Annotated in this window: 28 protein-coding genes and 2 tRNA genes; 12 read left to right on the top strand and 18 right to left on the bottom strand. The window is 59.7% G+C overall.

Annotated elements, in window-relative coordinates; all coding sequences use genetic code 11:
- The first annotated feature begins 30 nt into the window (after positions 1-30).
- The 7 genes from tpx (at position 31) to nudC (ending at position 11,694) form a co-directional block, all read left to right on the top strand.
- Positions 31-531, top strand: a complete 501-nt coding sequence (gene tpx / locus CRX69_RS19105; protein ID WP_047226605.1) for a thiol peroxidase — start codon at positions 31-33, stop codon at positions 529-531.
- Between the two features lie 177 nt (positions 532-708).
- A complete protein-coding gene (locus tag CRX69_RS19100; protein WP_107322611.1) occupies positions 709-2,025 on the top strand; it encodes an MdtA/MuxA family multidrug efflux RND transporter periplasmic adaptor subunit in 1,317 nt (438 codons plus the stop codon).
- The gene (locus CRX69_RS19095; RefSeq protein WP_107322610.1) at positions 2,022-5,117 is read left to right on the top strand and encodes an MdtB/MuxB family multidrug efflux RND transporter permease subunit; all 3,096 of its coding nucleotides are present in this window, start codon (positions 2,022-2,024) and stop codon (positions 5,115-5,117) included. Before CRX69_RS19100 ends, CRX69_RS19095 begins: the two co-directional genes overlap by 4 nt.
- A 103-nt stretch (positions 5,118-5,220) precedes the next feature.
- The gene (locus CRX69_RS19090; protein WP_107322609.1) at positions 5,221-8,325 is read left to right on the top strand and encodes an efflux RND transporter permease subunit; all 3,105 of its coding nucleotides are present in this window, start codon (positions 5,221-5,223) and stop codon (positions 8,323-8,325) included.
- On the top strand, positions 8,322-9,797 hold the full coding sequence (locus CRX69_RS19085; RefSeq protein ID WP_107322608.1) for an efflux transporter outer membrane subunit: 1,476 nt from the start codon (positions 8,322-8,324) through the stop codon (positions 9,795-9,797). The genes CRX69_RS19090 and CRX69_RS19085 overlap by 4 nt, the downstream gene beginning before the upstream one ends.
- 247 nt (positions 9,798-10,044) lie before the next feature.
- Positions 10,045-10,857: a crotonase/enoyl-CoA hydratase family protein gene (locus tag CRX69_RS19080; protein WP_107322607.1), complete on the top strand. Its 813-nt coding sequence runs from the start codon at positions 10,045-10,047 to the stop codon at positions 10,855-10,857.
- 6 nt (positions 10,858-10,863) lie between these two features.
- Complete coding sequence (nudC, locus tag CRX69_RS19075) at positions 10,864-11,694, top strand: NAD(+) diphosphatase (protein WP_107322606.1); 831 nt, start codon at positions 10,864-10,866, stop codon at positions 11,692-11,694.
- On the opposite strand, the gene CRX69_RS19070 is transcribed toward nudC, so the two are convergent.
- Positions 11,662-12,441 (bottom strand): TSUP family transporter, encoded by a 780-nt coding sequence (locus tag CRX69_RS19070; RefSeq protein WP_047226598.1) that lies wholly within the window; start codon positions 12,439-12,441, stop codon positions 11,662-11,664. The genes nudC and CRX69_RS19070 overlap by 33 nt on opposite strands.
- A 379-nt stretch (positions 12,442-12,820) precedes the next feature.
- Here CRX69_RS19070 and CRX69_RS19065 point away from each other — a divergent pair.
- Both CRX69_RS19065 and CRX69_RS19060 read left to right on the top strand, forming a co-directional pair.
- A tRNA-Cys gene (locus CRX69_RS19065) sits at positions 12,821-12,894 on the top strand.
- Positions 12,895-13,087: 193 nt separating this feature from the next.
- Positions 13,088-13,174 (top strand) — tRNA-Leu (locus CRX69_RS19060).
- 82 nt (positions 13,175-13,256) lie between these two features.
- Here the strand turns inward: CRX69_RS19060 and CRX69_RS19055 are convergent.
- The 7 genes from CRX69_RS19055 to CRX69_RS19025 form a co-directional block, all read right to left on the bottom strand.
- A complete protein-coding gene (locus tag CRX69_RS19055; protein WP_107322605.1) occupies positions 13,257-14,288 on the bottom strand; it encodes a tyrosine-type recombinase/integrase in 1,032 nt (343 codons plus the stop codon).
- Between the two features lies 1 nt (position 14,289).
- The gene (locus tag CRX69_RS19050) at positions 14,290-14,496 is read right to left on the bottom strand and encodes a DUF4224 domain-containing protein (RefSeq protein WP_107322604.1); all 207 of its coding nucleotides are present in this window, start codon (positions 14,494-14,496) and stop codon (positions 14,290-14,292) included.
- A gap of 42 nt (positions 14,497-14,538) precedes the next feature.
- Positions 14,539-14,742, bottom strand: a complete 204-nt coding sequence (locus tag CRX69_RS19045; protein ID WP_107322603.1) for a hypothetical protein — start codon at positions 14,740-14,742, stop codon at positions 14,539-14,541.
- 37 nt (positions 14,743-14,779) lie between these two features.
- Positions 14,780-15,274 carry a hypothetical protein gene (locus CRX69_RS19040; RefSeq protein WP_240539550.1) on the bottom strand — a complete coding sequence of 165 codons (495 nt, stop codon included), beginning with the start codon at positions 15,272-15,274 and terminating at the stop codon, positions 14,780-14,782.
- Between the two features lie 48 nt (positions 15,275-15,322).
- Positions 15,323-15,793: a hypothetical protein gene (locus CRX69_RS19035; RefSeq protein WP_107322602.1), complete on the bottom strand. Its 471-nt coding sequence runs from the start codon at positions 15,791-15,793 to the stop codon at positions 15,323-15,325.
- A gap of 47 nt (positions 15,794-15,840) precedes the next feature.
- A complete protein-coding gene (locus CRX69_RS19030; RefSeq protein WP_107322601.1) occupies positions 15,841-16,257 on the bottom strand; it encodes a hypothetical protein in 417 nt (138 codons plus the stop codon).
- 418 nt (positions 16,258-16,675) lie between these two features.
- A complete protein-coding gene (locus CRX69_RS19025) occupies positions 16,676-17,323 on the bottom strand; it encodes a hypothetical protein (RefSeq protein WP_107322600.1) in 648 nt (215 codons plus the stop codon).
- A 119-nt stretch (positions 17,324-17,442) separates the two neighbouring features.
- Here CRX69_RS19025 and CRX69_RS27945 point away from each other — a divergent pair, with 119 nt between their 5' ends.
- Positions 17,443-17,775 carry a hypothetical protein gene (locus tag CRX69_RS27945; RefSeq protein ID WP_107322599.1) on the top strand — a complete coding sequence of 111 codons (333 nt, stop codon included), beginning with the start codon at positions 17,443-17,445 and terminating at the stop codon, positions 17,773-17,775.
- A gap of 269 nt (positions 17,776-18,044) precedes the next feature.
- On the opposite strand, the gene CRX69_RS19010 is transcribed toward CRX69_RS27945, so the two are convergent.
- Both CRX69_RS19010 and CRX69_RS19005 read right to left on the bottom strand, forming a co-directional pair.
- Positions 18,045-18,395: a DUF4406 domain-containing protein gene (locus CRX69_RS19010; protein WP_107322597.1), complete on the bottom strand. Its 351-nt coding sequence runs from the start codon at positions 18,393-18,395 to the stop codon at positions 18,045-18,047.
- Positions 18,392-18,829 (bottom strand): hypothetical protein, encoded by a 438-nt coding sequence (locus CRX69_RS19005; protein ID WP_107322596.1) that lies wholly within the window; start codon positions 18,827-18,829, stop codon positions 18,392-18,394. Before CRX69_RS19005 ends, CRX69_RS19010 begins: the two co-directional genes overlap by 4 nt.
- 136 nt (positions 18,830-18,965) lie before the next feature.
- Between CRX69_RS19005 and CRX69_RS19000 the strand changes: the two genes are divergently transcribed.
- Positions 18,966-19,226 carry a hypothetical protein gene (locus CRX69_RS19000; RefSeq protein ID WP_107322595.1) on the top strand — a complete coding sequence of 87 codons (261 nt, stop codon included), beginning with the start codon at positions 18,966-18,968 and terminating at the stop codon, positions 19,224-19,226.
- 1 nt (position 19,227) lies between these two features.
- Here CRX69_RS19000 and CRX69_RS18995 read toward each other — a convergent pair whose 3' ends face one another.
- A complete protein-coding gene (locus CRX69_RS18995) occupies positions 19,228-21,273 on the bottom strand; it encodes a DNA cytosine methyltransferase (protein WP_107322594.1) in 2,046 nt (681 codons plus the stop codon).
- 67 nt (positions 21,274-21,340) lie between these two features.
- Between CRX69_RS18995 and CRX69_RS18990 the strand changes: the two genes are divergently transcribed.
- A complete protein-coding gene (locus CRX69_RS18990; RefSeq protein WP_107322593.1) occupies positions 21,341-22,030 on the top strand; it encodes a hypothetical protein in 690 nt (229 codons plus the stop codon).
- Positions 22,031-22,077: 47 nt separating this feature from the next.
- On the opposite strand, the gene CRX69_RS18985 is transcribed toward CRX69_RS18990, so the two are convergent.
- The 7 genes from CRX69_RS18985 to CRX69_RS18955 form a co-directional block, all read right to left on the bottom strand.
- Entirely contained in the window at positions 22,078-22,893 is an 816-nt protein-coding gene (locus tag CRX69_RS18985) for a YfdQ family protein (protein WP_107322592.1), read from the bottom strand.
- A gap of 43 nt (positions 22,894-22,936) precedes the next feature.
- On the bottom strand, positions 22,937-23,284 hold the full coding sequence (locus tag CRX69_RS18980) for a hypothetical protein (RefSeq protein ID WP_028619156.1): 348 nt from the start codon (positions 23,282-23,284) through the stop codon (positions 22,937-22,939).
- Positions 23,285-23,369: 85 nt separating this feature from the next.
- Positions 23,370-23,783: a hypothetical protein gene (locus CRX69_RS18975; RefSeq protein ID WP_240539549.1), complete on the bottom strand. Its 414-nt coding sequence runs from the start codon at positions 23,781-23,783 to the stop codon at positions 23,370-23,372.
- A gap of 44 nt (positions 23,784-23,827) precedes the next feature.
- The gene (locus tag CRX69_RS18970) at positions 23,828-24,070 is read right to left on the bottom strand and encodes a hypothetical protein (protein ID WP_107322590.1); all 243 of its coding nucleotides are present in this window, start codon (positions 24,068-24,070) and stop codon (positions 23,828-23,830) included.
- A gap of 2 nt (positions 24,071-24,072) precedes the next feature.
- Entirely contained in the window at positions 24,073-24,741 is a 669-nt protein-coding gene (locus CRX69_RS18965) for a lambda exonuclease family protein (protein ID WP_107322589.1), read from the bottom strand.
- The gene (locus CRX69_RS18960; protein WP_107322588.1) at positions 24,738-25,706 is read right to left on the bottom strand and encodes a RecT family recombinase; all 969 of its coding nucleotides are present in this window, start codon (positions 25,704-25,706) and stop codon (positions 24,738-24,740) included. Before CRX69_RS18960 ends, CRX69_RS18965 begins: the two co-directional genes overlap by 4 nt.
- A 54-nt stretch (positions 25,707-25,760) precedes the next feature.
- Positions 25,761-26,891, bottom strand: a complete 1,131-nt coding sequence (locus CRX69_RS18955; RefSeq protein ID WP_107322587.1) for a coiled-coil domain-containing protein — start codon at positions 26,889-26,891, stop codon at positions 25,761-25,763.
- Between the last annotated feature and the right edge of the window lie 105 nt (positions 26,892-26,996).

Below are 26,996 nucleotides of genomic sequence, written 5' to 3'. Positions count from 1 at the left end.
ATTTTCAAACCTGTCAGAAGGAATCCGTTCATGGCTCAAGTCACCCTCAAAGGCAACCCGGTTCAAGTCAACGGCCAATTGCCACAAGCCGGTTCCAAGGCGCCAGCCTTTTCCCTGGTAGCCGGCAATCTGTCCGACGTTTCCCTGAAGGATTTCGCCGGCAAGCGCAAAGTGCTGAACATTTTCCCAAGCGTCGATACCCCGACCTGCGCCACCTCCGTGCGCAAGTTCAACGCCCAGGCCAACGAACTGAGCAACACCGTGGTGCTGTGCATCTCGGCTGACCTGCCGTTCGCCCAGGCGCGTTTCTGCGGTGCCGAAGGCCTGGAAAATGTCCAGAACCTGTCCACCCTGCGCGGCAGTGAGTTCATCGAGAATTATGGCGTGGCGATTGCTGATGGCCCGCTCAAAGGCTTGACCGCCCGTGCCGTGGTGGTGCTCGACGAAAACGACAACGTGCTGCACAGCGAGCTGGTCAAGGAAATCGCTGAAGAGCCCAACTACGACGCTGCTCTAGCTGTACTGAAATAAAGTATTTATTACAATTGTTAACGGCCTGGCCTTGTCCAGGCCGTTTTCATTTGTGCTTCAAGACCTTAGCCAACTACGCGATAGGTAAGCCCAAGGTAAATTGCCGGTAAAGGCGCTTTGCTAAATACCCGCCAGTGCTTATCGTTCAGCCTCCCGTAAAAGAAGCCCACGCGCCCAATGGTTGATCATTCCATGCAATCCTCTGTTTCCCACAAATCCCGTCGCTGGCTGTTTGGCCTTGTCGTCGTATTGATCGTCGCGGCGCTGGCCTGGAAGTTCTGGCCCGCCGGGGCGGACCAAAAGCCCGGAGCAGGACAAAAAGCGCCTGCTGAACAGGCGGGGCGGTCGGGCGGGATGCGGCCAGGGTTTGGGGGGGCGACAGGGCCGGTACCGGTTCGGGTAGCGCCGGCAGTCACCGGTGATTTTCCGCTTTACTACAAGGCGTTGGGCACCGTCACGGCCCTCAATACCATCAACGTGCGCAGCCGGGTGGGTGGCGAGCTGGTCAAGATCGCCTTTGAAGAAGGGCAAATGGTCAAGGCTGGAGACCTGCTGGCTGAAATCGACCCGCGTCCATACCAGAACGCCTTGCTCCAGGCCGAAGGCACGCTGCTGCAGAATCAGGCCCAACTGAAAAATGCCCAGGTAGACCTCGAGCGTTATCGTGGCCTGTATGCCGAGGACAGCATCGCCAAACAGACCCTCGATACCGCCGCCGCCTTGGTGGGCCAGTACCAGGGCACGGTCAAGACCAACCAGGCGGCAGTCAACGACGCCAAGCTCAATCTGGAGTTCACCAGGATCCGGGCGCCGATCTCCGGCCGGGTCGGTTTGCGGCAACTGGACGTTGGCAATCTGGTGGCCGCCAACGACACTACCGCGCTGGCGGTCATCACTCAGACGCAACCCATCAGCGTCGTGTTTACGCTGCCGGAAACCAATCTGGATACCGTGCTTGCCCGCTATCGCAGCGGGGCGAAGCTGCCAGTGGAAGCCTGGGACCGTAGTGACCTGAAGCTGCAGGCCAGCGGTGTACTGCAAAGCCTGGACAACCAGATCGACATCACCACCGGCACCCTGAAGTTCAAGGCTCGCTACGATAACCGCGACCAGTCGCTGTTCCCCAACCAGTTCGTCAATGTGCATCTGTTGGCCGACACCCTCAAAAATGTAGTCCTGGCGCCGACCGCTGCGATTCAGTTCGGCACCAACGGCACCTTCGTCTACGCCCTGGATGGCGATAAAAAAGTCACCATCAGAAAGCTGAAGATCGGCGCCAGCGACGGCGAACACACCGTAGTCACCGAAGGCCTGGCCGCAGGTGATCGAGTAGTGCTAGAAGGCACCGATCGCCTGAAGGAAGGCAGTGAGGTGGATGTGGTCAACGACAGCCAGGACGTGCCCACCACGCCGACCGAACACCTGCAGGGCAAAACGGCGGCGGCCCCGGCTGAACCGGCCGTGGCCGACAAGGCGAAAAAGGGCGGCGCATGAACCTCTCGCGTCTGTTCATCCTTCGCCCGGTCGCCACCACCCTGAGCATGCTGGCCATCGTGCTGGCCGGTCTGATCGCCTATCGGTTGCTGCCGGTGTCGGCATTGCCCCAGGTCGATTACCCGACCATCCGTGTGATGACCCTGTACCCGGGCGCCAGTCCCGATGTGATGACCAGTGCCGTGACCGCCCCCCTGGAACGGCAGTTCGGGCAGATGCCGGGCCTCACGCAAATGGCGTCCACCAGCTCCGGCGGCGCGTCGGTGATTACCCTGCGTTTCAGCCTCGACATCAACATGGATGTCGCCGAGCAACAGGTGCAGGCGGCGATCAACGCGGCCACCAACCTGCTGCCCAACGATCTGCCGGCCCCGCCGGTGTACAACAAGGTCAACCCGGCCGACACCCCGGTGCTGACCCTGGCGATCACCTCCAAGACCATGCTGCTGCCCAAGCTCAATGACCTGGTGGACACCCGCATGGCGCAGAAAATCGCCCAGATCAGCGGGGTCGGCATGGTTTCGATCGCCGGCGGTCAGCGCCAGGCTGTGCGGATCAAGGTCAATCCCGAGGCCCTGGCAGCCGCAGGTCTGAACCTGGCGGACGTGCGCACCCTGGTCGGCGCCTCCAACGTCAACCAGCCCAAGGGCAAAATCGACGGACCGACCCGGGTCTCGATGCTCGATGCCAACGATCAGTTGACCTCACCCAAGGACTACGCCGAGCTGATCCTCGCCTATGCCAACGGCGCTCCGTTGCGCCTCAAGGATGTCGCGCAGATCGTCGATGGCGCCGAGAATGAACGCCTTGCCGCCTGGGCCAACGAAAATCAGGCCGTGTTGTTGAACATCCAGCGCCAGCCGGGGGCCAACGTCATCGAGGTGGTAGACCGGATCAAGGCCTTGCTGCCGAGCATTACCGACAACCTGCCGGCCGGCCTGGACGTTACGGTGCTGACTGACCGCACCCAGACCATTCGCGCTTCGGTCACCGACGTACAGCATGAACTGCTGATCGCCATCGCCCTGGTGGTCATGGTGACGTTCCTGTTCCTGCGTCGGGTCAGCGCCACGATCATTCCGTCGGTGGCTGTACCGTTGTCGCTGATCGGCACGTTCGGCGTGATGTACCTGGCCGGTTTTTCCATCAACAACCTGACGCTGATGGCCCTGACCATTGCCACCGGTTTTGTGGTGGACGATGCCATCGTCATGCTGGAAAACATTGCCCGCTACATCGAGGAGGGCGAAAGCCCCATGCAGGCCGCGCTCAAGGGCGCGAAGCAGATTGGCTTCACTTTGATTTCGCTGACGCTGTCGCTGATCGCGGTGCTGATCCCGTTGCTGTTCATGGCCGACGTGGTTGGGCGCTTGTTCCGCGAGTTCGCCATCACCCTGGCGGTGGCGATCCTGATCTCTCTTGTGGTGTCGCTGACCCTGACGCCGATGATGTGTGCCCGGTTGCTCAAGCGCGAACCCAAAGAGCAGGAGCAGGGGCGTTTCTACCGCGCCAGCGGCGCCTGGATCGACTGGATGATCGCCGCCTACGGTCGCAAGTTGCAGTGGGTGCTCAAGCATCAGCCGCTGACCCTGCTGGTTGCCGTGGGCAGCCTGGTGTTGACGGTGGTGTTGTACCTGGCCGTGCCCAAGGGGTTTTTCCCGGTGCAGGACACCGGGGTGATCCAGGGTATTTCCCAGGCGCCACAGTCGATTTCCTTCGCCGCCATGAGCGAGCGCCAACAGCAGCTGGCCAAGGTGATCCTGGCCGATCCAGCGGTGCAGAGCCTGTCTTCCTACATCGGCGTGGACGGTGACAACGCCACGCTCAACAGTGGTCGCTTGCTGATCAATCTCAAGCCCCACAGCGAACGGGATGACAGCGCCACCGAAATCATCGCCCGCTTGCAGCCGCAACTGGACCGGCTGGTGGGCATCCGCCTGTTCATGCAACCGGTGCAGGACCTGACCATCGAAGACCGGGTCAGCCGCACCCAGTACCAGTTCAGCCTGTCTTCGCCGGATGCCGAGTTGCTTAGCCTCTGGAGCGATCGCCTTGTCGAAGCCTTGGCCCGGCAGCCGGAGTTGACCGACGTCGCCAGCGACTTGCAGGACAAAGGTCTGCAGGTCTACCTGGTGATCGACCGCGACGCCGCGTCTCGCCTGGGCGTGTCGGTGGCGGACATCACTGATGCACTGTATGACGCTTTCGGCCAGCGGCAGATTTCCACCATCTACACCCAGGCCAGCCAGTATCGGGTGGTGTTGCAGGCCCAGGCCGGGGAGCGCATCGGGCCGCAGGCGCTGGATCAGATTCACGTCAAGACCACCGATGGCGGCCAGGTGCGGCTGTCGAGTCTGGCCCGCGTCGAGGAGCGTCAGGCCCAGTTGGCCATTGCTCACATCGGCCAGTTCCCGGCGGTGATGATGTCGTTCAACCTGGCGCCCGATGTAGCCCTCGGGCACGCGGTGGACGTGATCGAGAAGGTCCAGCAGGACATTGGCATGCCGGTCGGGGTGCAGACCCAATTCCAGGGCGCGGCCCAGGCGTTCCAGGCCTCGCTGTCGAGTACCTTGCTGCTGATCCTGGCGGCGGTGGTGACCATGTACATCGTGCTCGGCGTTCTGTACGAGAGCTACATCCACCCGATCACGATTCTCTCCACATTGCCCTCGGCGGCCATCGGCGCCTTGCTGGCGCTGATCATCAGCGGCAATGACCTGGGCATGATCGCGATCATCGGCATCATCCTGCTGATCGGCATCGTCAAGAAAAACGCGATCATGATGATCGACTTCGCCCTCGACGCCGAGCGCAACCAAGGCATGGACCCGCAGACGGCCATCTACCAGGCCGCGTTGCTGCGTTTCAGGCCGATCCTGATGACCACACTGGCGGCCCTGTTCGGTGCGGTGCCACTGATGCTCGCCACTGGCTCCGGCGCCGAACTGCGCCAGCCTTTGGGGCTGGTGATGGTGGGTGGGTTGTTGGTGAGCCAGGTGCTGACGTTGTTCACCACGCCGGTGATTTACCTGTATTTCGACCGCCTGGGGCGCCGCTTTGCCAAGCCTGATGGGGAAGAGGTGCGGGTATGACGGTATCTAGCGGCAAGCTTCCAGCAGCAAGCGACAAGCTAAAGCCTGTGCACCACTTGCTTTTCTCTTGCAGCTTGCAGCTTGAAGCTTGGAGCGGTCACCCATGAACCTCTCCGGCCCTTTCATCCGCCGCCCCGTAGCGACCATGCTGCTGAGCTTTGCAATCATGCTGCTCGGTGGCGTGAGCTTTGGCTTGCTGCCGGTTGCACCGTTGCCGCAGATGGATTTTCCGGTGATCGTGGTCCAGGCCAACTTGCCGGGGGCCAGCCCCGAGGTGATGGCGTCGACGGTAGCAACGCCGCTTGAGCGTTCCTTTGGCGCCATCGCCGGGGTCAACACCATGAGCAGCCGGTCCAGCCAGGGCTCTACCCGGGTGATCCTGCAATTTGACCTGGACCGCGACATCAACGGCGCGGCGCGGGAAGTGCAGGCGGCCATCAATGCCTCGCGCAACCTGTTGCCCAGCGGCATGCGCAGCATGCCCACGTACAAGAAGGTCAACCCGTCCCAGGCGCCGATCATGGTGCTGTCGCTGACCTCGGATGTGCTGGAGAAGGGCCAGCTCTACGATTTGGCTTCAACCATCCTTTCCCAGAGCCTGTCCCAAGTGTCGGGCGTGGGCGAGGTACAGATTGGTGGCAGTTCCTTGCCGGCGGTGCGCATCGAACTGGAGCCGCAACTGCTCAACCAGTACGGCGTAGCCCTGGATGATGTGCGCAGCGCCATTGCCGACAGCAACGTTCGCCGGCCCAAGGGTTCGGTCGAGGACGCACAGCGCATGTGGCAAATCCAGGCCAACGATCAGTTGGAGAAGGCCAAGGACTACGAAACGCTGATCATCCGTTACCAGGACGGCTCGGTGCTGCGGCTCAAGGACGTAGCAAAAGTCACCGACGGCGTCGAAGACCGCTACAACAGCGGTTTCTTCAACGATGACGCAGCCGTGCTGCTGGTGATCAACCGTCAGGCTGGCGCCAACATCATCGAGACGGTCAATGAGATCAAGAACCAGCTGCCGGCGTTGCAGGCCGTGCTGCCGGCCAGCGTCAAGCTGAACCTGGCCATGGACCGCTCACCGGTGATCAAGGCCACGCTGCACGAGGCGGAAATGACCCTGCTGATTGCCGTGGCCCTGGTGGTGTTGGTGGTGTTCCTGTTCCTGGGCAACTTTCGCGCCTCACTGATCCCGACCCTGGCGGTACCGGTGTCCCTGGTGGGTACGTTTGCGGTGATGTACCTCTACGGCTTCTCCCTGAACAACCTGTCGTTGATGGCGTTGATCCTCGCCACCGGCCTGGTGGTGGACGACGCCATCGTGGTGCTGGAGAACATTTCCCGGCACATCGACGAAGGCGTCCCGCCGATGAAGGCGGCCTACCTGGGCGCCGAAGAGGTGGGCTTTACGCTGCTGTCGATGAACGTCTCACTGGTGGCGGTGTTTCTCTCGATCCTGTTCATGGGCGGGATTATCGAGAGCCTGTTTCGCGAGTTCTCCATCACCCTGGCGGCGGCCATCGTGGTCTCGCTGGTGGTGTCGCTGACCCTCACGCCGATGCTCTGCGCTCGCTGGCTCAAGCCCCACGTGCCGGGGCAGGAGAATCGCTTGCAGCGCTGGAGCCGGCGCCTCAACGAGCGGATGGTGCGTGGTTACGCGCGCAGCCTGGACTGGGTGCTGCGCCATCGGCGCCTGACCTTGCTGAGCCTGCTGGTGACCATAGGGGTGAACATCGCGCTCTACGTGGTGGTGCCGAAAACCTTCATGCCTCAGCAGGACACCGGCCAGTTGATCGGTTTCGTGCGCGGCGACGACGGACTCTCGTTCAACGTCATGCAGCCGAAGATGGAAATCTTTCGTCGCGCCGTGCTGAAGGATGAAGCCGTAGAAAGCGTGGCGGGGTTCATCGGCGGCAACAACGGCACCAACAATGCCTTCATGCTGGTACGCCTCAAACCGATCAACGAGCGTGGTATCTCCGCGCAGAAAGTCATCGAGCGCTTGCGCAAGGAGATGCCCCTGGTGCCGGGTGGCCGCTTGATGCTGATGGCCGACCAGGATCTGCAGTTTGGTGGTGGACGTGAGCAGACCACCTCGCAGTATTCCTACATCCTGCAGAGCGGTGACCTGGCGTCGCTACGTCAGTGGTACCCCAAAGTCGCGGCGGCCTTCAGGGCCTTGCCGGAGCTGACCGCTATCGACGCTCGCGACGGCGGCGGCGCCCAGCAGATCACGCTGGTGGTGGACCGTGACCAGGCCAAGCGCCTGGGCATCGACATGGATATGGTCACCTCGGTGTTGAACAACGCCTACAGCCAGCGGCAGATATCCACCATCTATGACAGCCTCAACCAGTATCAGGTGGTGATGGAGGTCAACCCCAAGTACGCCCAGGACCCGAGCACCCTCGAGCAGGTCCAGGTCATTACCGCTGACGGCGCGCGGGTGCCCCTGTCGACCATCGCGCATTATGAGAGCAGCCTGGAGGATGATCGGGTCAGCCATGAGGGTCAGTTCGCCTCCGAGGACATATCGTTCGATTTGGCCGAGGGTGTGACGGTGGAGCAGGGCACGGCCGCCATCGAGCGGGCAATTGCCAGGCTCGGGATGCCCGAAGACATCATCGCAAAAATGGCCGGCACCGCCGATGCGTTCGCGGCAACCCAGAAAAGCCAGCCGTTCATGATCCTGGGTGCATTGCTGGCGGTGTACCTGGTGCTGGGTGTGTTGTACGAGAGCTACATTCACCCGCTGACCATCCTGTCCACCTTACCGTCGGCCGGTGTCGGCGCACTGCTGTCGATTTATTTGTTGGGCGGCGAGTTCAGCCTGATCTCGTTGTTGGGGTTGTTCCTGCTGATTGGCGTGGTGAAGAAAAACGCGATCCTGATGATCGACCTGGCGTTGCAACTGGAGCGCGGCGGGCAGTCGCCGCAGGACTCGATCCGCAACGCCTGCCTGCTGCGCTTGCGGCCGATTCTGATGACTACGCTGGCGGCGATCCTCGGTGCCTTGCCGCTATTGCTTGGCGGTGCCGAAGGCTCGGAGATGCGCCAGCCGCTGGGCCTGACCATCATCGGCGGACTGGTGTTCAGCCAGATCCTGACCCTCTATACCACGCCTGTGGTTTACCTTTATCTCGACAAACTGCGCCATCGCTTCAACCGCTGGCGCGGCGTGCGCACTGATGCTGCCCTGGAAACTCCGCTATGACCGACCGTTCGCTTTTCAATCTTGTCGCACCGCTGGCGACCGCCCGTGGCTCGCGGCTGCTGAGCCTGACGCTGTGCGTGGCGATGCTCAGCGCCTGCGCCATCGGCCCGGATTACCAGCGCCCGGTGGCCGCGGCGCCCGTGCAGTACAAGGAGGCTGAGGGTTGGCGCCAGGCCAATCCTAGCGACGCCTTGGCTCGGGGTGCCTGGTGGGAGTTGTACGGCGATGCCCGGCTCAATGGCCTGGTGGAGAAACTCAACACCTCCAACCAGACCGTGGCCCAGGCCGAAGCCCAGTACCGTCAGGCCCAGGCCTTGGTTCGCAGTGCCCGGGGCGCGTTCTTCCCCTCCGTTGACCTGACCGTCGGCAAGAACCGCTCCAGCCAGGGCACCGGCAGCAGTAATTCGAGCCTGAGCAGTTCGGCCAGTGGCATCCGCGACACCTACAGCGCCCAGGCCGGTGTCAGTTGGGAGGCGGACGTCTGGGGCAAGTTGCGTCGCACTCTGCAAGCCAATGAAGCCAGCGCCGAAGCCAGCTTCGCCGATCTGGCCGCCATGCGCCTGAGCCAGCAATCGGAACTGGTGCAAAACTACCTGCAATTGCGGGTGATCGATGAGCAGAAGCGCCTGTTGCAGACCACCGTGGACAACTATCAGCGTTCGCTGAAGATGACCGAAAACCAATACCGCGCTGGCGTATCCGGCAGGGATGCGGTGGCCCAGGCGCAGACTCAGCTCAAGACTACCCAGGCCGAGTTGATCGACCTGATCTGGCAACGCGCTCAATTTGAAAACGCCATCGCCGTGCTGATCGGCCTGCCGCCGGCCGAATTCAGCCTGGCAGAAACCCAGGACATCCCGACCCTTCCGCAAATCCCCGTGGCGCTGCCCTCGCAGTTGCTTGAGCGCCGGCCGGACATTGCCTCGGCGGAGCGTTCGGTGATGGCCGCCAACGCCAACATCGGCGTGGCCAAGGCCGCCTATTACCCGGACCTGACCCTGAGCTTGAGCGGCGGTTACAGCAGCAGTACCTACGACAACTGGGTGAGTGTGCCGAATCGCTTCTGGTCGGTGGGACCGCAGCTGGCGATGACGCTGTTCGATGGCGGCCAGCGTTCGGCGGAAGTCGACCGCACCGTTGCGGCCTACGACCAGACGGTCGCCACCTATCGCCAGACGGTGCTCGACGGTTTTCGCGAAGTGGAAAATTACATGATCCAGCTCAAAGTCCTGGAAGACGAAGCCCGCGTGCGCCAGGAGGCCCTGGATGCCGCCCGCGAATCCTTGCGCCTGACCCAAAACCAGTACAGGGCAGGGCTGATCGCCTACCTGGATGTCGTCACGGTCCAGGCCACCGCGCTGAGTAATGAACGCAGTGTGCTGACCTTGCAGCAGAGCCGGTTGATCGCGAGTGTGCAACTGATCGCCGCGTTGGGTGGTGGGTGGGATGGGCAGATGCAGGTGAGTGAATAATCCGTGATTGAAGGTGATCCCTGTGGCGAGGGATTTATCCCCGCTGGGCTGCGCAGCAGACCCCAGATACCTCTGTCGGGATGCAGGGGCCGCTTCGCGCCCCAACGGGGATAAATCCCCTCGCCACAGAGACATCTTTACCTGACCGGTCGCCAGGTCCCGCTTTTGGCCGATGCACTGTCTACGACCCGGTGCGTTGACTTGTTATAGTTCAGGCCTCTTTTTCAGCCGGTAAAGGATCACTGCCATGTTGCAATACCAAGCGTTCACCGTCGAACTTGCAGACAATATCGCCCATGTGCAGATCAATCGACCGGACAAGATCAATGCAATGAACGCCGCGTTCTGGAGCGAGATCGTCGAAATCTTCCAATGGATCGACGACACCGACGAAGCGCGCGTGGTGGTATTGAGCGGGGCCGGCAAACACTTCTCCTCGGGCATCGACCTGATGATGCTGGCCGCCGTCGCCAATGAGCTGGGCAAGGACGTGGGCCGCAACGCACGCCTGTTGCGCCGCAAGATCCTGCAACTGCAAGCCTCGTTCAACGCCGTGGACAACTGTCGCAAACCGGTGCTTGCCGCTATCCAGGGTTATTGCCTGGGCGGCGCCATCGACCTGATTTCAGCCTGCGACATGCGTTATGCCGCCGAAGATGCACAGTTCTCCATCAAGGAAATCGATATCGGCATGGCGGCCGATGTTGGCACATTGCAACGCTTGCCCCGGATCATCGGGGACGGCATGCTGCGTGAACTCGCTTATACGGGGCGCACCTTTGGTGCCGACGAAGCGCGCAGCATCGGCCTGGTCAATCGTGTCTACAGTGATACCGCCAGCCTGCTTGACGGTGTCATGGGCATCGCTCGGGAAATCGCCGCCAAGTCGCCGATCGCCGTGACCGGTACCAAGGAAATGATCAGCTACATGCGCGACCACCGCATCGACGACGGGCTGGAATACGTCGCCACCTGGAACGCCGCCATGCTGCAATCGACCGACCTGCGCGTGGCCATGGCCGCCCATATGAGCAAACAGAAACCTGAATTTCAGGATTGATTGATCATGATTTCACGCTGGACCACCGCAGTACTCGATACCGATCTCCCGGGGGGCTGGGCCGTGGCCCGCAGCCCGGAAGGCTTTCTGTTCGATGACAACGGCGCGCTGTTTCCCCGCGACTGGCTCAAGCGCCAGGACCTGTCGATCCTCGCCGAGCATGGCATTGGCCACCTGGATGGCGAGCCGGTCTATCTGCTGGAGCTGCACAGCTCACAGGACATCCCCGGCTGCAGCTGGAAGGGGCTGCGGGCCTTCATGCTCGAGGATGACCACACGCTGTACAAGGTCCTGGGCTATGCCGCGCAGATCGGCACCTGGGCTCGGGAGTGCCGTTTCTGTGGCAGCTGTGGCAAACGCATGGGCCAGATTGCCCGGGAACGGGCGATGTATTGCGATGCCTGTGATTTGCGGCATTACCCGCGAATCTCACCAAGCATGATCGTGCTGATCACCCGTGGCGATGAAGTCCTGCTGGCCCGTTCGCCTCGCTTCGTCACGGGGGTCTACAGCACGCTGGCCGGGTTCGCCGAGCCAGGTGAGTCCGCCGAGGATTGCCTGGTTCGTGAGGTGCGCGAAGAAGTCAGCATCGAGGTGAAGAACATTCAGTATGTCGGCAGTCAATGCTGGCCGTTTCCCCATTCGATGATGCTCGGCTTCCATGCCGAATATGCCGGTGGCGACATCGTCAGGCAGGAAGATGAAATCGAAGATGCCCAGTGGTTCAACGTGCACAACCTGCCGCCGCTGCCGGCCTCGCGTTCCATCGCCCGCTACCTGATCGACCTCTATGTGGCGCGGCGCTTAGGCCACGCTGAACCAGTGCTGCCAGGCTAGACGCACGGTCAAGCCCAGTACCACGGTGATAAATACAGGTCGGATGAATTTCGCGCCGCCGCTGATGGCGGTGCGCGCGCCGAAGAATGCCCCTACCATCACTGACAGCCCCATGCTCAGGCCGATGATCCAATCCACTTGCCCCGAAAAAATGAACACCGACAGCGCCGCGATGTTGCTGACGAAATTCATGCTGCGGGCCACACCACTGGCCTTGACCAGATCGATGGGATAGAGCAGCAGGCTGCTGACAGTCCAGAATGCACCCGTCCCAGGACCGGCCACGCCGTCGTAGAAGCCCAGGCTGAACCCCTGGGGCGCTTGCCAGGTCTTCTTGATCGGCGCATCGCTGTCCAGCGGCGCCTTGGGCGTGCCACCGAACAACAGGTACAGGCCACAGGCGAAGACGATCACCGGCAGCATCTTGTTCAGCCACTCGGCGGGCAGGTAATGGGCGACGATGGCGCCGGCCAAGGCACCGACCAGCGTGCCGACGAGGGCATGGGTCCATTGCCTTGGATGGAACAGCTTGCGCTTGTAGAACGTGAAACTGGCCGTGGCCGAACCAAAGGTCGAGCTGAGTTTGTTGGTGCCCAGGACCAGATGGGGAGGCAAGCCGGCGGTCAGCAGGGCCGGGGTGGTCAACAGGCCACCTCCGCCGGCAATGGCATCGATGAAACCGGCAATGAAGGCGACGACGATCAGGATAGCGAGGGTGGTAAGGTCAACGCTGAGTTCGAAAGGCATGAAATGGGCTTATTTGGCAGGGCGCAGGTGGCTGCGGGGAAGGCCGGTATGTTACCCATAAATGGGGCAGGGCTGCGACTGCCTCCACGGGTCCCTGAAGTTCTCCGTGGCGAGGGAGCTGGCTCCGCTGGGTTGCGACGCAGGCCCAGAAGCCTTCGCACACCTATGTGGTTGTCGGGCGGAAGCTGGCCTTTGGACGAATTTTTTTTGAAATCAAGGGGTTGTCAGCCTAGGCAAATGAGTACATAATTGCGCCCATCGAACGCACTGGGACGTAAAAAATCTCAATGTTTTCAAGGAGATAGAGCTTCGTAAGCGTCTTGTTTCCTGATCAGGTTTGTACACGGTTGATGTAGCTTTCTTGCATCAAGCGTCTTGAGGCCGAATAGCAAAATGGTTATGCAGTGGATTGCAAATCCACCTACGCCGGTTCGATTCCGACTTCGGCCTCCACTTTAAAACAGCTCCGTAGATCCATGATTTACGGAGCTTTTTTATTTTCGGAGCAACGACAGGTTTTGTCTTGAAAAGGACAGAAGCAACCTTGCTTCGCCGGGAAGGGATGTATATATTCCCCCTCTTGCTGCACCAGCCTCGACTGGCATATCTGCTCCACGCTGATGTCCATAAGGTTGACCGCGCTACCGCCCGAATGGCGAAACTGGTAGACGCATGGGACTTAAAATCCCCCGCTCGTAAGGGCGTGCCGGTTCGATTCCGGCTTCGGGCACCATCTAAAATCAAGGGTTTGTGAGCGAAAGCTGATGCAAACCCTTGTTTGTTTCCGGTCCGCAATTTTGATGCTGGTCCGCAATTCACTTGGTAGGCATTACTTTTTTGCCCTTGCGATTCCTGATGTATTGCTCGGTCATCACCACGGTCGTATGCCCAAGTTGATCTCTGGCTTGCAAGATATCACCGCTGGACTCTGCTTTATCTGTACCTGCCTTGGCGCGCAAGTCGCGCATCTGAAACTCAGCCTTAGGCACTCCGGCCGCTTCCCTGGCCAAGTCAAACCTCCTGCGCAACATTGCCACCGTCATCGGTTTGCCATCCTCTGTAACGATCAGCCGCGTCGAGCGGACCTTGTGTTCTGACTTCCTGGACATGATTCGATCAATCAAAACCTTCAGCTCGCCCGTTACCTCAATCCGGAGCTTCGCTTTCGTCTTGCCCTGCAGCACCCACAGCTGTCCGCCGCGAAGGTCTCGCTCGTCCATCAATCTGGTGTCGGTCACCCGTTGGCTCGTTAGGTAGGCAAGGTCCATCGCATCCTGCAAGCCGACGTCGGCTTTCTCGTAGACGCGCTTGAACAGCTCATCCTCGACGTAAGTGTTCCGGCCGGTTTCCTTGTTGCCCTTGATGCCTGCGCACGGGTTGGCCAGGGCTGTGTAGCCTTTATCCCTGGCGAAGTTCCATATCGCGCTGAGCAAAGCCTTCTCACGGTTTGCCCTTACCGGTGCGGCCTTGCGCCAGGTTAGGTATTGTCTGACGTGAAGGGGTTCGATAGTTTCCAGAGACGCCGGCGGATCGTCGAAAAACGCGATCAGGTTTTTCAGCTCCCGTTTATTGTCGAGCTGCGTGAGCTTCCCTTTCGTCGGAACTACGTCGACCATGTATTTCTCGGCGACGTAGCGGAAGGTGATCACCTTGGACACGAGGTCAGTCGCAGTGCGATCGCGCTCAAGCTTGGCGTACTCCATGATTGCCAGCCCGTAGTCACTGCCCAGCGGAATTTCTTTGCGATCTTTTCCTCCTGTGTCGTAGTAGTAATACACCCGGCCGCTGCGCTTCTTGCGCTCACGCAGCCGGGCTATAGAGCCGGGTTTGCTTGGTCGTCGTCCCATTTCAGCCAGCCTTACGTGGTGTCCACACTGGTTTTTCTGCTTCAAAAATGCCGACTGCGGTCACGGCCATGGCCGTAACACTCGGCCACCCGTTCACTTTGATCGTGTGCCGAACGCCGTTCTTTTTCAGATTTTGGATCTGCCCTGCCTTGGTTCGCGCGCCGGTCAGCTCGCAAACCTCCTCGTGGGATAGAAACTGGATGCTCATGAGCTGCTCCGAGCCGCGCGTGGCGGCATTGGTGGCGCGCGGTTACGGGCGCGCCTTCTGGATGATGTAAATTACGATGCAGCCGGTGGCACAGAGCCAGACCATCGTACCGAAGCCCGCGGTGATCAGCGCTGCGTCGGTGCCGTGATCGAGCATTTCTGGGAAGGCATAGGCGAACCAGAGTAGGGTCACCAGCAGGTACAGCAGGGCGCCAATCATGACTTCGAACAGTTTTTTTGCAGACATAGGTGTGCTCCATGCCGCGCGTGGCGGCAGAAGGTGGTTATTGGGTGGCTTTGGCGATGGCGGCGTCGATCCTTTGCACGGTGACGTGCAGAGCAACCTTTTCATCGGTATCGAACCAGTCGGGCGCCCCAGTCTTGAGCGCCATGGCGATTACTTGCCGAGACTCACGAAGCGTCGCGACCATTTCTTCGTGCATCCCGCGCTCCTCCCGGCCGATATCCCATAAGCGCTGGCCCCAGTGCCCGACTGGTGGCGGGTTGGAGTTTTGCGCGCCCATGGCCAGCGCTCCGACCGCTGCGTCCAGCAGGTCGCGCTTGTAGGCGTTGTCGCCGTCGATGCTCAGGCCCTGGCGGCGCAACGCATCGAGGGCGTTGTTCAGGTTCGCCTCGGGCGATGGCAGCACCAGGTCGAAGTCGGCCTTGTCTGGGCGGCACACCACCAGAAACATCTGGCAGTCCAGCGGCAGGTGCTGGGCGATATCTGAAATCGCATCGATCGCCACGTCACGGAGCAAAGATTTTTGATCAGGCATAGGAATTCCTCGCCCGCCGCTGTTCAGCGGGCATCAAGTGGTCAGGGATTACGCGGCTTTGCGGGCTCGTATGCGCGCAACTTCTTCTATCGGAATGAATGCATCTGTTGAGAAGCCGGACAGGGCCCTTGCCAACGGCCCTTCATCGTCAGGCGCTGCCGAATAGAATTTCCGTTCGCCGACGGTTCTGTTGGGGTCAAAGACCACCCAGGTTCCTGAATCCTTGTCGAACTCAACGAGTATCTGGTGGAGACCACCCTCAATGTTCAGGCTTGGTACAGCGAGCAGCCAAAGTCCGGACCGGTTGATGCTATGCCTGTCGGCGGAGTCGAATGATTCAAAGCCAACCCCGTATGCCTGAAGTACGTCTCGAAGACTTCCGCCCTCATGGTAGGTGTCGTGGTGCTCCCGCCGGACCATGCCGACCGGGATATTTAGAGCCATTGCAACGCAGGCGCTCATGCAAGACGTGGGGCATGGCTGGGCCTGGAACATGGTGGTTGGCGACCATTTGCTCATAGGAATTCCTCGGCTGCCGTAAACCGGCAGGCATAAATGGTTAGCTGTTAGGCCAGATCCGCCAGCGCGAAGACAATGCCCCGGCAATAGCGGTCAACGTCGTCCATCACTTCGAAGGTGGCGTGGGGGATATCTGTCTTGTAGGTCCAGGAGTAGCCATCCTCTTTGCACCATAGCGCCTCGATGGGTTTTGCCTGGGCCTTGCGCTGGAAGTACTGCTGCAGCTGGTCGTCATCATCGATGCTGTCCCGGTCGGGCAGCACGCCTTGGGCGTCCACCAGCGCGGTGCCACCGTTGTAGCAGCCGATCTCTTCCTGGGCGGCGCCTTCGAATTCCATCAGGTCGTCGCTGGCGCCATAGACGATGACCAGACCACTTTCCTTGGCGATCTGGATCAAGTCCTTGTGGATGCGGCAGGGGTAAGCGATCCCGCATATCCGGTCCGCGAGTTCTTCTTTGTTCATGGCATAGCTCCGCCCGCCGTTCACCGGCAGGCTGTAGGTGGATTGGGGTTAGGGGGTCTTGCGTTTTGGCGGGGATGGCGGGAAGCCGAAGTACATGCGGCGCTTTCCGGTGCCGCCACACTCGCGACAGCCGCCGGCCTTATGCGTGGCATACCCGTAACTGCAGCTTGAGCAATCACAGCTACAGCCGGAGCATTCAACGGTGCAAAGGGCCTCTTGCTCGACTACGCCATCACGGGTAATGAGGAAACTGGAGCGTCGGTCCAGGCGAAAGCCTGTGATTTTTTCGGCGTCCTCATACGTAGCGGGCTCCCTCCGAAAGCCCCACTTCGCGGAGGAGTCGTCAACGATGCGAGTTACGGTCCTCATCGCCTCGGCCCTCGATACACAAGCCAGGCCATATAGAGCAGGGGGAGGATCATGGCGTCACCCGCTTGAACTCGACGACCCAGACCCAGGGGTTGGCGTCCCAGTTTTCCTGGCCGTTGATGGACGACCAAAGTCCGGCGAATGCCCCGGCAGCGGTCGTTTGCAGCTGCGACTTCCCATCGTCTGGGCCGACCATGTAGCCGGTGCAGATCGGCCAGCCGTCATCAGGGCGAAAGGCGACACCGACGATCCCTTCGGCCTTGGCCTGCTCTTCACTGATGTCCTGCAACCGCTCAACGCGGACGTCGGTGATCTCCAGCAGAATGCGGCAGGCTCGCCGCGGCATGAAAATGCTCGGCTTCCATGGGCCGCCGTAGTCGGTGCGATTGTCACACTCGCGGTAGACGATCCATTCCTGATCAGGTGCTTGCGCGACTCTAATTTCTGCCCAGGTCTCGCGCACCCACAGCCGGTCGCCGGGCTTGCCATAGGGGCAGTAGCCGTTGATGAAGTGCTTGGTCACAGGTCTTCCGTAACCGTCCTGGCCGTAGTTGGAGCGCCCTACGCAGAAATTACCACTGGCATCGATATGCGGCTGAACCTTGATTGCCCGCCGCGTGACCGTCTTCCGGTCCTCCAGGATGGCGCGCACCATCGGCGCCGAGAACAGGATCGGCCGTTCCTTTATTTGAGACATGAGTCGTCCTTGCCGCTATAGCGGCTGACTTTGAAGGGGGGGATTAGCAGGTATTTATGGTTACGTCACACTAAAGGTTGCGAAATAGGCCCATACTCCAGCGATTTGGGGGCTCGGAAATGTTCACTCGCGGTAGAACTTTTTGGGTGTGGGCAAATCCGCACCTTCATTGTCGAACCAAAGATGAGCGTCTTGCTGACGGCTCTCAGGTAAACGTACAGGTGCGGACTTCAAGCACAGGCGTTGTGCAGCTGTTTCTTGGGTTATACGCTCCGAAAGGAATTATGATTTTTGAGGAGTCATTTGACTCGCGGCCTGGCCAAACCATGACGCAAGCGATGGAGTGGGGAATTTCCAGAGCGAAAGAACTGTGGTGTATCTCCAAGGAAAAAGCCTCGAATACCCGTAAGTTTTCAAAGCTCCCTCAATCAATATCTGATCAGTCCACGTGACCGCTCATCGCTCTATTTGAATGCGCACATGTAATTGGATGTCACTGCTTTGGTGGGAATATTCCGGGACCTCCGGCAATACCCGCCGCAAGGCGAATTTATGAGCGGGATAGATGACTTCAGATTTAAGTCCCACCACCTTTTGATCGAGCTAGATGCAGCGACAAGCATGATGATGCAACTTGTTTCATCTAAGGAAGTGGTTGGGGCTGGCTGGGACGCTGCCACCGTGCGCCACCACGACGCCTTCGAGGCTTGGAGCGCTTTTCTTAACTCCCCTGAAAGCCTTTTGGATGAACCGGCGCCGCCGATTCACTAGTGGTTTTTACCAAATCATGGGCATTCACAACCCGCATCCCGAGCGCCTTGCCGATGTGCACCTCAAGGCTGGCGCCGCGGGAATCCTGCCAGCCGGGCAGGGTGGCCACGGTGTCGCAATCCATCAGCGCTTTGATGTCGCGGCGCATGCATTCGCTCCAGGTGCCCGGGTCTGGGTTGAGTTCGGCGGGGTTGATGACGGTGTGCCCGGCGTTGCGCAGGGCGGCCGTCAAGGTGTGGAACAGTGGAAAGTTCAGGTCCAGCATGTTGGTCATGGGACCGCTGAGGTAGATGCGCTTCATGCGACCTCCCGGACTTCGACTGGCTTGCGGACCAACCCAAGGCGGACACCTTCATCGCGCACAATCAGGATGTCGTCGCCGTATCCCCACGGGTTTTCAAAGCCGTTATCCATCTTTGGCTGGAAGTACCCGTAGCGCATCGTCGAGCCATGGAGGACGAATTTCCCGATGGACCCCACCAGGCTCTTTAGTGTGCCGCCGTGCGAGAAACCGTCCCAATTGCCTTCCTTGGCGACGTTGATGCGAGCGCCGGTGTAGTCGTCGTGAAGCCAGACGACTCTCCCGCGGGTGTTCATCGACAGGTAGGCGTCATGGCCTGAGCCTTTGTTGCGGAAAAAGCGCCGGCCGCATCGGGCAATTACCTGCATGAACTCGTTGGCGGCTGCGAGTCGTTCCTGGCGCAACTGGCCGAGGGTTTTCTTTTCTGCGGGCATGGCTGTGTCCTTGCCGGGGCATGCCCGGGCGGTGGAGTTTCGGGGAGATCGGCTATCGCGGTATGGAACGCATGACCATAGGGCAGGTCCTGTGCGTCCCGATGATTCCGGTATCAATCGACTGGAGCGATACCGCATGAAACGACTTGCAGAGTGGATAAATTTTTTTGCTGGGGTGATTTGCCCGTGCATTGGATGGCTTGGTCTATGGCGCTTTATCGTTGTAGTGCTTCAGGACGGAACGGTGGACACCATTACATTTTGGTTATCAGCCAAACCGGAGTTCTACCGCATGAAACAAGTCGTCGCAGACCTGATGTATCAAATCCTTGTTGAGCTGCTGAGCCAGATTCTGATGCGCTTGGCTGAGTGGCTGGCGGCTGCAACGTGGTTGTGAGCTACGCCGCTTCGGCTTGGCGCTCTGCTGCGCGCCACGGATCGTTAGCCCGGGCCAGTGCCGCCATCGGCGGCGGGCTGACGCTGTTTCCGCACATGTGGACTTGCTGGGTCTTGGTGAACGGCTTGCCGTCGGCGCCGTGACTGATCACGTAGTCGGCAGGGAAGCCCTGGGCCTTGTACAACTCGGACGGCTTCAGCATCCGCAGGCAGATGTCGACGATCACGTAGGGCGTGCCCTTGACCATCACCGTGACCATCGCCAAGCGATCCTTGGTGGTGATCGTTGGCGCTGGCGCATCACAGGCGCTAATGTTCTCGGTGCCGTAGTAGCTGACCAGGAACGCGGCCACTCGCAGCGCGCCGGCTTCATGCTCCGGCGACAGCTTGAGTGAAACCAGGGAGCTTTTCCCGCCGCCACCGGCTGTGATTGTTGGCGCGGGCTCTTCCAGGCCCTGGCCGACGCTGGCACCGAAGGCTCTCTCCATGAATGCACTGACCAGGCCGTGATGTTCACCGCCTGCACTGATGGTCCGCAGCGGTTCATCTGCGGCCCGGGCATCACAATTGCCGCGCAGGTGCACCAGGTTGGCCGACACCAGTTGCTGCTGACTGCCCGTGTTGGTCACGGTGGTCAGCGGCTCATCCATGCCCTTCGCGTAGGTGGTGTTGAAGCCGCCATTCATCTGGGCCATGAACACCGTGGAGATGCCCATGGCGTGGGCTGCACCGGCTGGGCGCTGGTAGTTGCCGCCACTGGTTATTGTCGGCAATGGCTCATCCAGAGCTTTGCCGGCATCGTTGAAGCGAAACTTCACCAGGTGCGCCGCGGCGATCGCGCGGTGGTTCTGCGTCATCAGCGTTCCGGCTGGCTGATCGGCTGTCGTGGGCTTGCCCCCGTATGCCGGCCCGCCTGCGCCTACCATCACCGGACTGATAAGCGTCAGCTCACCTCGGTTGGCGCATGTCACGGTAGGTAACGGGTCCATCGGGTCGTTAACCCTGACGCTGCCTTGATGCGTGGCGGGTGCAATAACCGGGCTCGCCATGGCGAACGATCCGCCGCGGGGCCAGCTGGTGATGGTGCGCAGGGGCTCCGCGGACGATTGCGCCAGTTCACCAGACCAGTTCGCGATCGGTACGATGAATGGCGCCGGGTTGTCGATGACGAACTTCTTCATGCCCTTGGCAACGCGTCGCAGGGTTGCCGGGGCCAAGTCCTTCTTGCGGCCGAAGATGCTTTTGCCCAGGTCGCTGAAGTCGATACAGTCGGCGGCGGTCTTCCACTTCTGCTGACCTTTGACCGGGTTCTTCGCGTGGGTTGGCTCCGGCCACACGATCGGCTGGCCATCGCACCGGGCAATCATGAACAGGCGTTCCCGGCTGGTTGGGGCGCCGAAGTCACAGGCTTTGATCACCTTCCATTCGACGACGTAGCCCATGCCTTCCAGCAGCGCTACAAAGCGGCGCCAGGTCCTGCCGCGCTGCTTCGGGTCAGGGATCAGGAACTGCTGGTCCACCGGCACGACCTCACCAGGTGCAGCAATCTCACCGCTGAGTTTCACCACGCAGCCGGTGGCTTTGTCTCGCTTGGCAATGAGGCGGCCCCATTGAAGGATCTGTTTCACGTTCTCCAGGCTGATCACCCGGGGGCGCTTCATGCCTGCCCACTTCAGACCAATCCACGACAGGTTGCGGATCTCGCGCTTGCGCGGCTGGCCGCCGGCGGCCTGGCTGTGGTGAGTGCAGTCCGGCGACATGTGAAACCAGCCCACCGGCCGGCCACCGCATTCGGTATCGGGATCACCCTCGAAAACGTCGGTGGTGAAGTGCCGGGCGGCGGGGTGGTTTACCGTGTGCATGCTGATGGCCGCGGGGCTGTGGTTCTTTGCCACCGTTACAGCCCGGCCCAGGCCAATCTCCAGGCCGGTACCGGCGCCGCCGCCACCGCAGAAGAAGTCGACCACGATCTCGTCATCCTGGGGGTTGAAGCCGAGTCCGTATTGGGTTTTGAAATCGAAGGGGTGTTTCTTCTGGTGAGCGGACATAGGGGATCCTCGCCGGCAGCGTCTAGCTTCGGCATAATCGTCAGAATTTCTAAATTTGGAGAGCAAGTTGAATAAGGATTGGGTTGTTTGGCTAGGGTGCTTGCTGCTGTTTGTCTCCGGAATGCTCTGGGGAATGATTCCGATAGGAAACAACTTCTTCAAAATAAAAGATGTTCACGATCTCTTTGAGATGGCCTCCTCGCTTGCAACTGTATTAGCGGTTGGACTTGCATTTTCACAGGTAAATGCATGGAGGAAACAGCATGTCGCTCAATCGGACCATGATCTTTCAAAGCGACTTATGGCTGCATCTTTGCGGTTTAAAGAAACGGTAGCGGTAGCGCACGCCGATGCGGCGTTCGTACTTTTGAATTTTCATCTTGGAGGCTTGCCTCCAGATTTGCTTGATAAGCTGATTCCCAGTATTAAGGCTAAACTTGAGTCGAGCATCGTCCGGCGATCTGAGTTCTTGCTTGCCCTTCAGGAGGGAAGGGCAGCATGGAAATCTGAAATATCCGACAAGTTCGACGATCTACTGAGTTTTTCAGAGCATTGCAATTCTGTCGTTCGCGCTTTTATTGACTGGTCTGTTTCTGGAGGGAATATTGATGGATACAAAATTTCACTTGAACGACAATATGCTTTGTTCGAAGCAAATGGCTGGCTCCATTTAGAAGGAAAAAGATTCGCCGAAATTGATAAACTTACTTCGGCAGCAGATGATGTCCTTCGCAAAAAAGCTATCCAAGTAAACTAAGAGAAGGGCGCCCATAGACGCCCGGTGGTGTTGATTAACGGACGGTTTTACTTCGGATCGAATGCACCTAGCGACAACAAGGCGGCATCGCCAATGCTACTTTGAAGTACGGTCTTGAACTCTTGGGCGATGTCTTCGCGCTGAGCTTCTTCGCCGACCCACCGTAGCTTCAGTACTGGCTGCGAGCCGCTGGTGATGACCGACAGCCGAAGGGTGATGACTTGTTCGGTAAGGCCCTCGAACGGGATAGTGCTGAACTGCAGGGACACCGGTAGGGTTTCTTTGCTGCGCGCTTCGATTTGATCCATGGCGCTACGGCTGGCGCTGGTCTCACCCACGGTGGTTTCCGACTCGCTGGAAGCCTTGATGGTGATGGTTCGCACGGCTGCAATGGCCTTGGCCACCGGAATGGCGTTGCCTGCCTCGTCAACCGGGGTGAGGTACTGGTGCCAATCTTCGATCCAATCGCTCAGATCCTTCTGGCTGATGCCGCGTCCACCGATTTGCTGGGCTGCTGTGTAGCCTGCGGTCGCCTTCAACTTGAGAACGGCGCGGTCATCGGCATGACCAGGTACGTCGGCCGTGCCCAGGTTGAACAGAAGGACACAGCTCATTGCGTCTTGATCGATAAAGCCGCGGGCGCCAAGCGCTGCGCGCTCAACCACGTAGGCGCTGAAATCTGCCAGGGAGTGCGTGCTGTAGGTGCCACGGAAGCGGCTGCGGCCGGCCTGGAACTTCTCCAAGTCAATGACTTTCGAGCTTTCCGGCAGCACCACGGTAGGGACCAGTGTCTCCAGCTTCTTGCCGTTGGCTTCCAGCGCCGTATCGGTGATCAGCTGAATTGCATCTTTGGTAAGTGACATCGCGTATTTCCTTGGATTGCGGAGGGAGGGTGAGCGGGGTAGATCAGGTGCGCTTAGGGATCGGCGCGTCGTCGCGGCTGAACAGCTGGTCGTGCTTCTCCGCGAAAAGCGTCACGCGGCCGCCGGTACCCACGTGCATGGGCGTGTCGAGGCTGGTGTTTTCGCTTCGGGTACCGCGCTTGGTCGGCACCTTGTAGTCAAGCTTGTGCTTGATCTTCACCTGGTGAGATTCGCCGATCTGGCTGAAATCCAAGGTAATGACCAGCTTTCCGGCCTTTCCGTGGTCAACAACCCCAGCGGCTACCTCTGAAATGGCGTGGCCGATTTGGCTGGCAAATGCTCCACCGTTGAGTTCTTCCAGAAACTCGGCTGTGTCGGTTGCTGTGGACATGGGGTTTTCTCCGGGTTGGGTTTTATTCCACTGGCCGGCAGTGCCAGCCAGGTCTGTCGTTTGCGTTGTTGGGTGCGTAAACGTCTCACGCTGCTTCCTTGATTTGGCCCCATGCGCCGACGGCATCCAGTAGCGCAGACAATCGCGCCTCTGGTACTGGCGTGTCGCCGGGCACGGCCAGCCAGCCCATGCCGATCCGGTGATTCGGATTGCAGTCGGCCTTCACCTCTTCGTAGAAATGTTCGAGGACATCTGAAAGCCTCTCCACCATGTGGACGCCGTCCGGCCTGATGTCGATTGACTTGATGTACTGGGCTCCGTCTTGGCGAACGCAGATGCCGGCGATGTAGATCGTCCAGCGGTGCGCGACATCGCAGAGCGCGTCAGACACCGGCTTTGAAAGGATCTGCTTGCCGTTCTTCCAGTTGATCATCACCTGCAACCCGCTCGGGTCGATGTTGATCACGGCGGCGTGGTTGGTGTTGACCAGGGCACGCATGCTGCGCTCGATTTGGACCCGCCGATTACATGGTTTGCGCTTGCTCATAGTGCGTCCGCCATTTTGCGAAGCGCCCTGCGCTCGGCCAAGGTCAGCTTCTTTGGCCGTCGCTTGAGGACCGTTTCAGGGTCTATCCGAGTGGAGCGGGGCGGCGGTATCGGGTTGCGCGGCGGGCTTTGCAGTTCGTCGATCTGGCCGCCGGCGGCCAGGTACTGCGCGATTCGCTCTGCGATCGACTCGGCATCTGGCCGGTGCTGCTCGACGAGGTTGAGGTGGTTGCTGATCATGCTCAAGCTCCCAATCTATGGGCCTGCGCCCTTGCTTTGTCTGCGACTTCATCAACCATCCGGCCAAGCTCCAGATTGAACTGGACCAGTTCTTGATGAAGCATCGCGATGTACTCGTCATCGCGTTTAATGGTCTCGATATACAAGCGGCAGTCTTCATCTTGGCGCGGATCGAATGACAGGAAATCCCACCACTCACGGCCCGTGACGAACATGCAGCCCTGAACCTGCGGCTTGTGTTCCTCGGGCATTCCTTCGAGCCAGGTGCGGACGTGGACGGCCTCATTGAATGGGCACTTCGATTCAATGCCCCCGTCATCACCAATCAAGCCGTCCGGCGAGCAACCCAGCCAGTCGTATTTTGGGTGAACAACAAAGCCCGACTTGATGACGCTATTGCCGGTCAGGATTTCGTAAAAGTCGTGACTCGACTGCTCGACTTCCGTGCCCCAGGCCATCGACTTACTGCTGACTGAATGCTTTGACCTGTTAGCCAGGCGCTCAAAGGCCAGCTCGCGCATGTAGGTGGTGCGGGCAGCGAGTGGTTTGCGCTTGCCGTGCTTGTCACGATCTCCCCAAGCAATCACATCCTTGAACCTGCTTGCCGTTAGGCGACCGCTGCGGTCTTGATGCCATTGCTCGGTGCGCTGAAGGTCTACGGCGGCGCTCATTGATTGCCTCCTTGCTGATCGCTTTCAGCATTAACGTCGGCGCTCTCGTTGACGGTCGTGAACTCCGCATCTATGGTCTGCGCAATCGTCTTCAGTTCGCCGTGACGAGTTACGCCAATGGCGCCACGCTGCTGAGGTTTCAGCGCCTTCCAGGCCTTTTCGTAGCCTTCAATCCCTTGCTCTTGGGCGATTTTTTTCAGGTTCTCGAACAAGTCTACGGTTGCGTCGGTAGTGTCGCCCTGCGGCACCGCTGCCGCACCTACATCGGCAGGCTTGTTCGATGTGGCTGAGGGATTTCCAGCCTGCGGTGTAATGTCTATTTCCTCGGCGGACGGCATCTCGTCGCTGGTGTAGACCCCGAGGATTACGTCAGGGGCATGGAGCCGAGCCCATTTTCGAATCGCCAGGTAGGCTATCTGCTGCTTGGGGTCCGTGGCCCACTGGGTAGAAAAGCGCGGGTAGGCCTGCGTCATCATCACCTTGACCTCGCGCGGCACGGTCTCGCCGATCATGGTCAGGCGAACGATGATGCCGAGACCCTGTTCATCCTCTTTCTTCCAGGCTGCTGTGTAGTATTTTCCGCCCTTGTCGGACTTGTTTTCGTTCACGCGACCCAGGATTTTGTCCCAGTCGCCCAGGTACTCGTATTCGGGGCGGCCTTGAATAGGGGCCCGGGAAATCACGACAGCGTTGATGAGCTGCGCCTCATATCCGAGGGAGCCTCCCTGTGTAACGTGGGTTTTCTGAGCTACGGCGAAGGGGCTGATGCCCCACTGCATCGACTGCATGACGATGGCCATACAGTCTGCTTGGTTTCCTCGGAAGTGCTGAGGAACAGCGGTTTTCCCGCCCGCCATCATCACGGCAAGGTCTGTCATCGACTGCATGCTTTCGCGGTTGAGGATCAGCGCAGTCGGGCTGGCGAAATCCGTTGAAATTGCGGACAGCTGGGTAGATGCGTTCATTACTTACTCCATAGCCGACGACTGTGGTCGGCCTCCGGGGTGGTTTCAGGTTCTTTAGAACGACAGGGTGCGCAGCCAGGCCGAAGCCTCGTCATTGGTGACACAGAAGGCCATGGCCACGACCTCGACCACTTCGCTGGCGCTCGGCATGTTCGAGTCAGCGGGTACGTCTTCCAGGGGCGCGGGGTCAGCTTCTGTCACCACCGCTGGTGCTGTTTGGACTGCTACTGGAGTCGCGACGACTTCTGCGACTGCTGTAGGTGCAGCAGCCTGTGCGCGCAGGCGAGCAAGTTCTTCTTGGTCACGCTGATACTGTGCGTCGCGCTCACGCTGTTGGCGTTGCTGCGCTTCCATATCTCGACGCTGCTGGTCGAGCTCATCCTGCTGCTTTTTCAGGCGCAGGCGGTCTTCTTCGGCGCGCTGCTTGCGCAATTCCTCGGCTTCGGCGTCAGCAATACGTTGCTTCTCGCGCAGATCATCGAGTTCTTTCTGTTGAGCCGCCAGCTTGGTGGCAGCTTCCTCGCGGTCAACAGCAGCCCTGTGCAACGTTTCAAGCTGTTCAATAGCGTTGTCGCGAGCAATCGTGCCTTCCGCTTCGAACTCGGCATATTCCTCTGGCAGGATCACCGACTCCTTGACGCTTTGCAGAATGCCGGAGACGTCGGCAGCGCTACGACTTGCATATGCGCCAGCAACAGAGCTGAAGCGGGCAATCTTTGCTCTGATGGTTTCGATACGCTCAGCTTCGACACGCTCGCGCTCGGCTTTGGCATCAGCTATGCGTTTCTCTTCAGCCTTAATCGCTTCGTCAACAGGCGCCTCGATCGCCAGCACGCGATCCTTCAGCGCTTCACCGAATTCCTTCACTTGGTTGACGCGAGCCTGGGCGTCCTTGACCGCCTGCTGATAGGGAATCAGTGCCGTTTTCGTGGTATTGGCCAGGGCATAGCGGACATCGCGAATATCAACGCGAACCTCCTTCGCATTCGCCAGGCCTTCACTGGTAGAGCAGTCGACAACCAGGTTCGCGTAGGTCGTTTCCAGACGGACAATCTGTTCTTCATGTGGCCGATACTCGGCGATATCGGTGACGGCAACTGCAGGAGCAACAGCATTCTTTGTGTCGCCGGTTTCACTCGCTTCCAGGTCGGTCAATACGGCGGCTTGTTTGGCTTTTGCGGACATGACGATTCCTTGCTGCGCCGAGCGCAGCTTGTGGCGGTGTTGTTTATTGGGTGATGCGATCGGCGAGGGCGCTGAGCAGCATCATGAGAGTGCAGAAGGTGATGG

The organism is Pseudomonas rhizophila, assembly GCF_003033885.1.
In the GTDB taxonomy this organism is placed as follows: Bacteria; Pseudomonadota; Gammaproteobacteria; order Pseudomonadales; family Pseudomonadaceae; genus Aquipseudomonas; species Aquipseudomonas rhizophila.
This window is presented reverse-complemented; position numbering and strand designations above follow the sequence as displayed.

Excerpts from the sequence above, each read along its gene's own strand:
- tpx (WP_047226605.1), top strand. The coding sequence starts at position 31 with ATGGCTCAAGTCACCCTCAAAGGCAACCCGGTTCAAGTCAACGGCCAA.
- CRX69_RS19100 (WP_107322611.1), top strand. The coding sequence starts at position 709 with ATGGTTGATCATTCCATGCAATCCTCTGTTTCCCACAAATCCCGTCGC.
- CRX69_RS19095 (WP_107322610.1), top strand. The coding sequence starts at position 2,022 with ATGAACCTCTCGCGTCTGTTCATCCTTCGCCCGGTCGCCACCACCCTG.
- CRX69_RS19090 (WP_107322609.1), top strand. The coding sequence starts at position 5,221 with ATGAACCTCTCCGGCCCTTTCATCCGCCGCCCCGTAGCGACCATGCTG.
- CRX69_RS19085 (WP_107322608.1), top strand. The coding sequence starts at position 8,322 with ATGACCGACCGTTCGCTTTTCAATCTTGTCGCACCGCTGGCGACCGCC.
- CRX69_RS19080 (WP_107322607.1), top strand. The coding sequence starts at position 10,045 with ATGTTGCAATACCAAGCGTTCACCGTCGAACTTGCAGACAATATCGCC.
- nudC (WP_107322606.1), top strand. The coding sequence starts at position 10,864 with ATGATTTCACGCTGGACCACCGCAGTACTCGATACCGATCTCCCGGGG.
- CRX69_RS19070 (WP_047226598.1), bottom strand. The coding sequence starts at position 12,441 with ATGCCTTTCGAACTCAGCGTTGACCTTACCACCCTCGCTATCCTGATC.
- CRX69_RS19055 (WP_107322605.1), bottom strand. The coding sequence starts at position 14,288 with ATGGGACGACGACCAAGCAAACCCGGCTCTATAGCCCGGCTGCGTGAG.
- CRX69_RS19050 (WP_107322604.1), bottom strand. The coding sequence starts at position 14,496 with ATGAGCATCCAGTTTCTATCCCACGAGGAGGTTTGCGAGCTGACCGGC.
- CRX69_RS19045 (WP_107322603.1), bottom strand. The coding sequence starts at position 14,742 with ATGTCTGCAAAAAAACTGTTCGAAGTCATGATTGGCGCCCTGCTGTAC.
- CRX69_RS19040 (WP_240539550.1), bottom strand. The coding sequence starts at position 15,274 with ATGCCTGATCAAAAATCTTTGCTCCGTGACGTGGCGATCGATGCGATT.
- CRX69_RS19035 (WP_107322602.1), bottom strand. The coding sequence starts at position 15,793 with ATGAGCAAATGGTCGCCAACCACCATGTTCCAGGCCCAGCCATGCCCC.
- CRX69_RS19030 (WP_107322601.1), bottom strand. The coding sequence starts at position 16,257 with ATGAACAAAGAAGAACTCGCGGACCGGATATGCGGGATCGCTTACCCC.
- CRX69_RS19025 (WP_107322600.1), bottom strand. The coding sequence starts at position 17,323 with ATGTCTCAAATAAAGGAACGGCCGATCCTGTTCTCGGCGCCGATGGTG.
- CRX69_RS27945 (WP_107322599.1), top strand. The coding sequence starts at position 17,443 with ATGTTCACTCGCGGTAGAACTTTTTGGGTGTGGGCAAATCCGCACCTT.
- CRX69_RS19010 (WP_107322597.1), bottom strand. The coding sequence starts at position 18,395 with ATGAAGCGCATCTACCTCAGCGGTCCCATGACCAACATGCTGGACCTG.
- CRX69_RS19005 (WP_107322596.1), bottom strand. The coding sequence starts at position 18,829 with ATGCCCGCAGAAAAGAAAACCCTCGGCCAGTTGCGCCAGGAACGACTC.
- CRX69_RS19000 (WP_107322595.1), top strand. The coding sequence starts at position 18,966 with ATGAAACGACTTGCAGAGTGGATAAATTTTTTTGCTGGGGTGATTTGC.
- CRX69_RS18995 (WP_107322594.1), bottom strand. The coding sequence starts at position 21,273 with ATGTCCGCTCACCAGAAGAAACACCCCTTCGATTTCAAAACCCAATAC.
- CRX69_RS18985 (WP_107322592.1), bottom strand. The coding sequence starts at position 22,893 with ATGTCACTTACCAAAGATGCAATTCAGCTGATCACCGATACGGCGCTG.
- CRX69_RS18980 (WP_028619156.1), bottom strand. The coding sequence starts at position 23,284 with ATGTCCACAGCAACCGACACAGCCGAGTTTCTGGAAGAACTCAACGGT.
- CRX69_RS18975 (WP_240539549.1), bottom strand. The coding sequence starts at position 23,783 with ATGCGTGCCCTGGTCAACACCAACCACGCCGCCGTGATCAACATCGAC.
- CRX69_RS18970 (WP_107322590.1), bottom strand. The coding sequence starts at position 24,070 with ATGATCAGCAACCACCTCAACCTCGTCGAGCAGCACCGGCCAGATGCC.
- CRX69_RS18965 (WP_107322589.1), bottom strand. The coding sequence starts at position 24,741 with ATGAGCGCCGCCGTAGACCTTCAGCGCACCGAGCAATGGCATCAAGAC.
- CRX69_RS18960 (WP_107322588.1), bottom strand. The coding sequence starts at position 25,706 with ATGAACGCATCTACCCAGCTGTCCGCAATTTCAACGGATTTCGCCAGC.
- CRX69_RS18955 (WP_107322587.1), bottom strand. The coding sequence starts at position 26,891 with ATGTCCGCAAAAGCCAAACAAGCCGCCGTATTGACCGACCTGGAAGCG.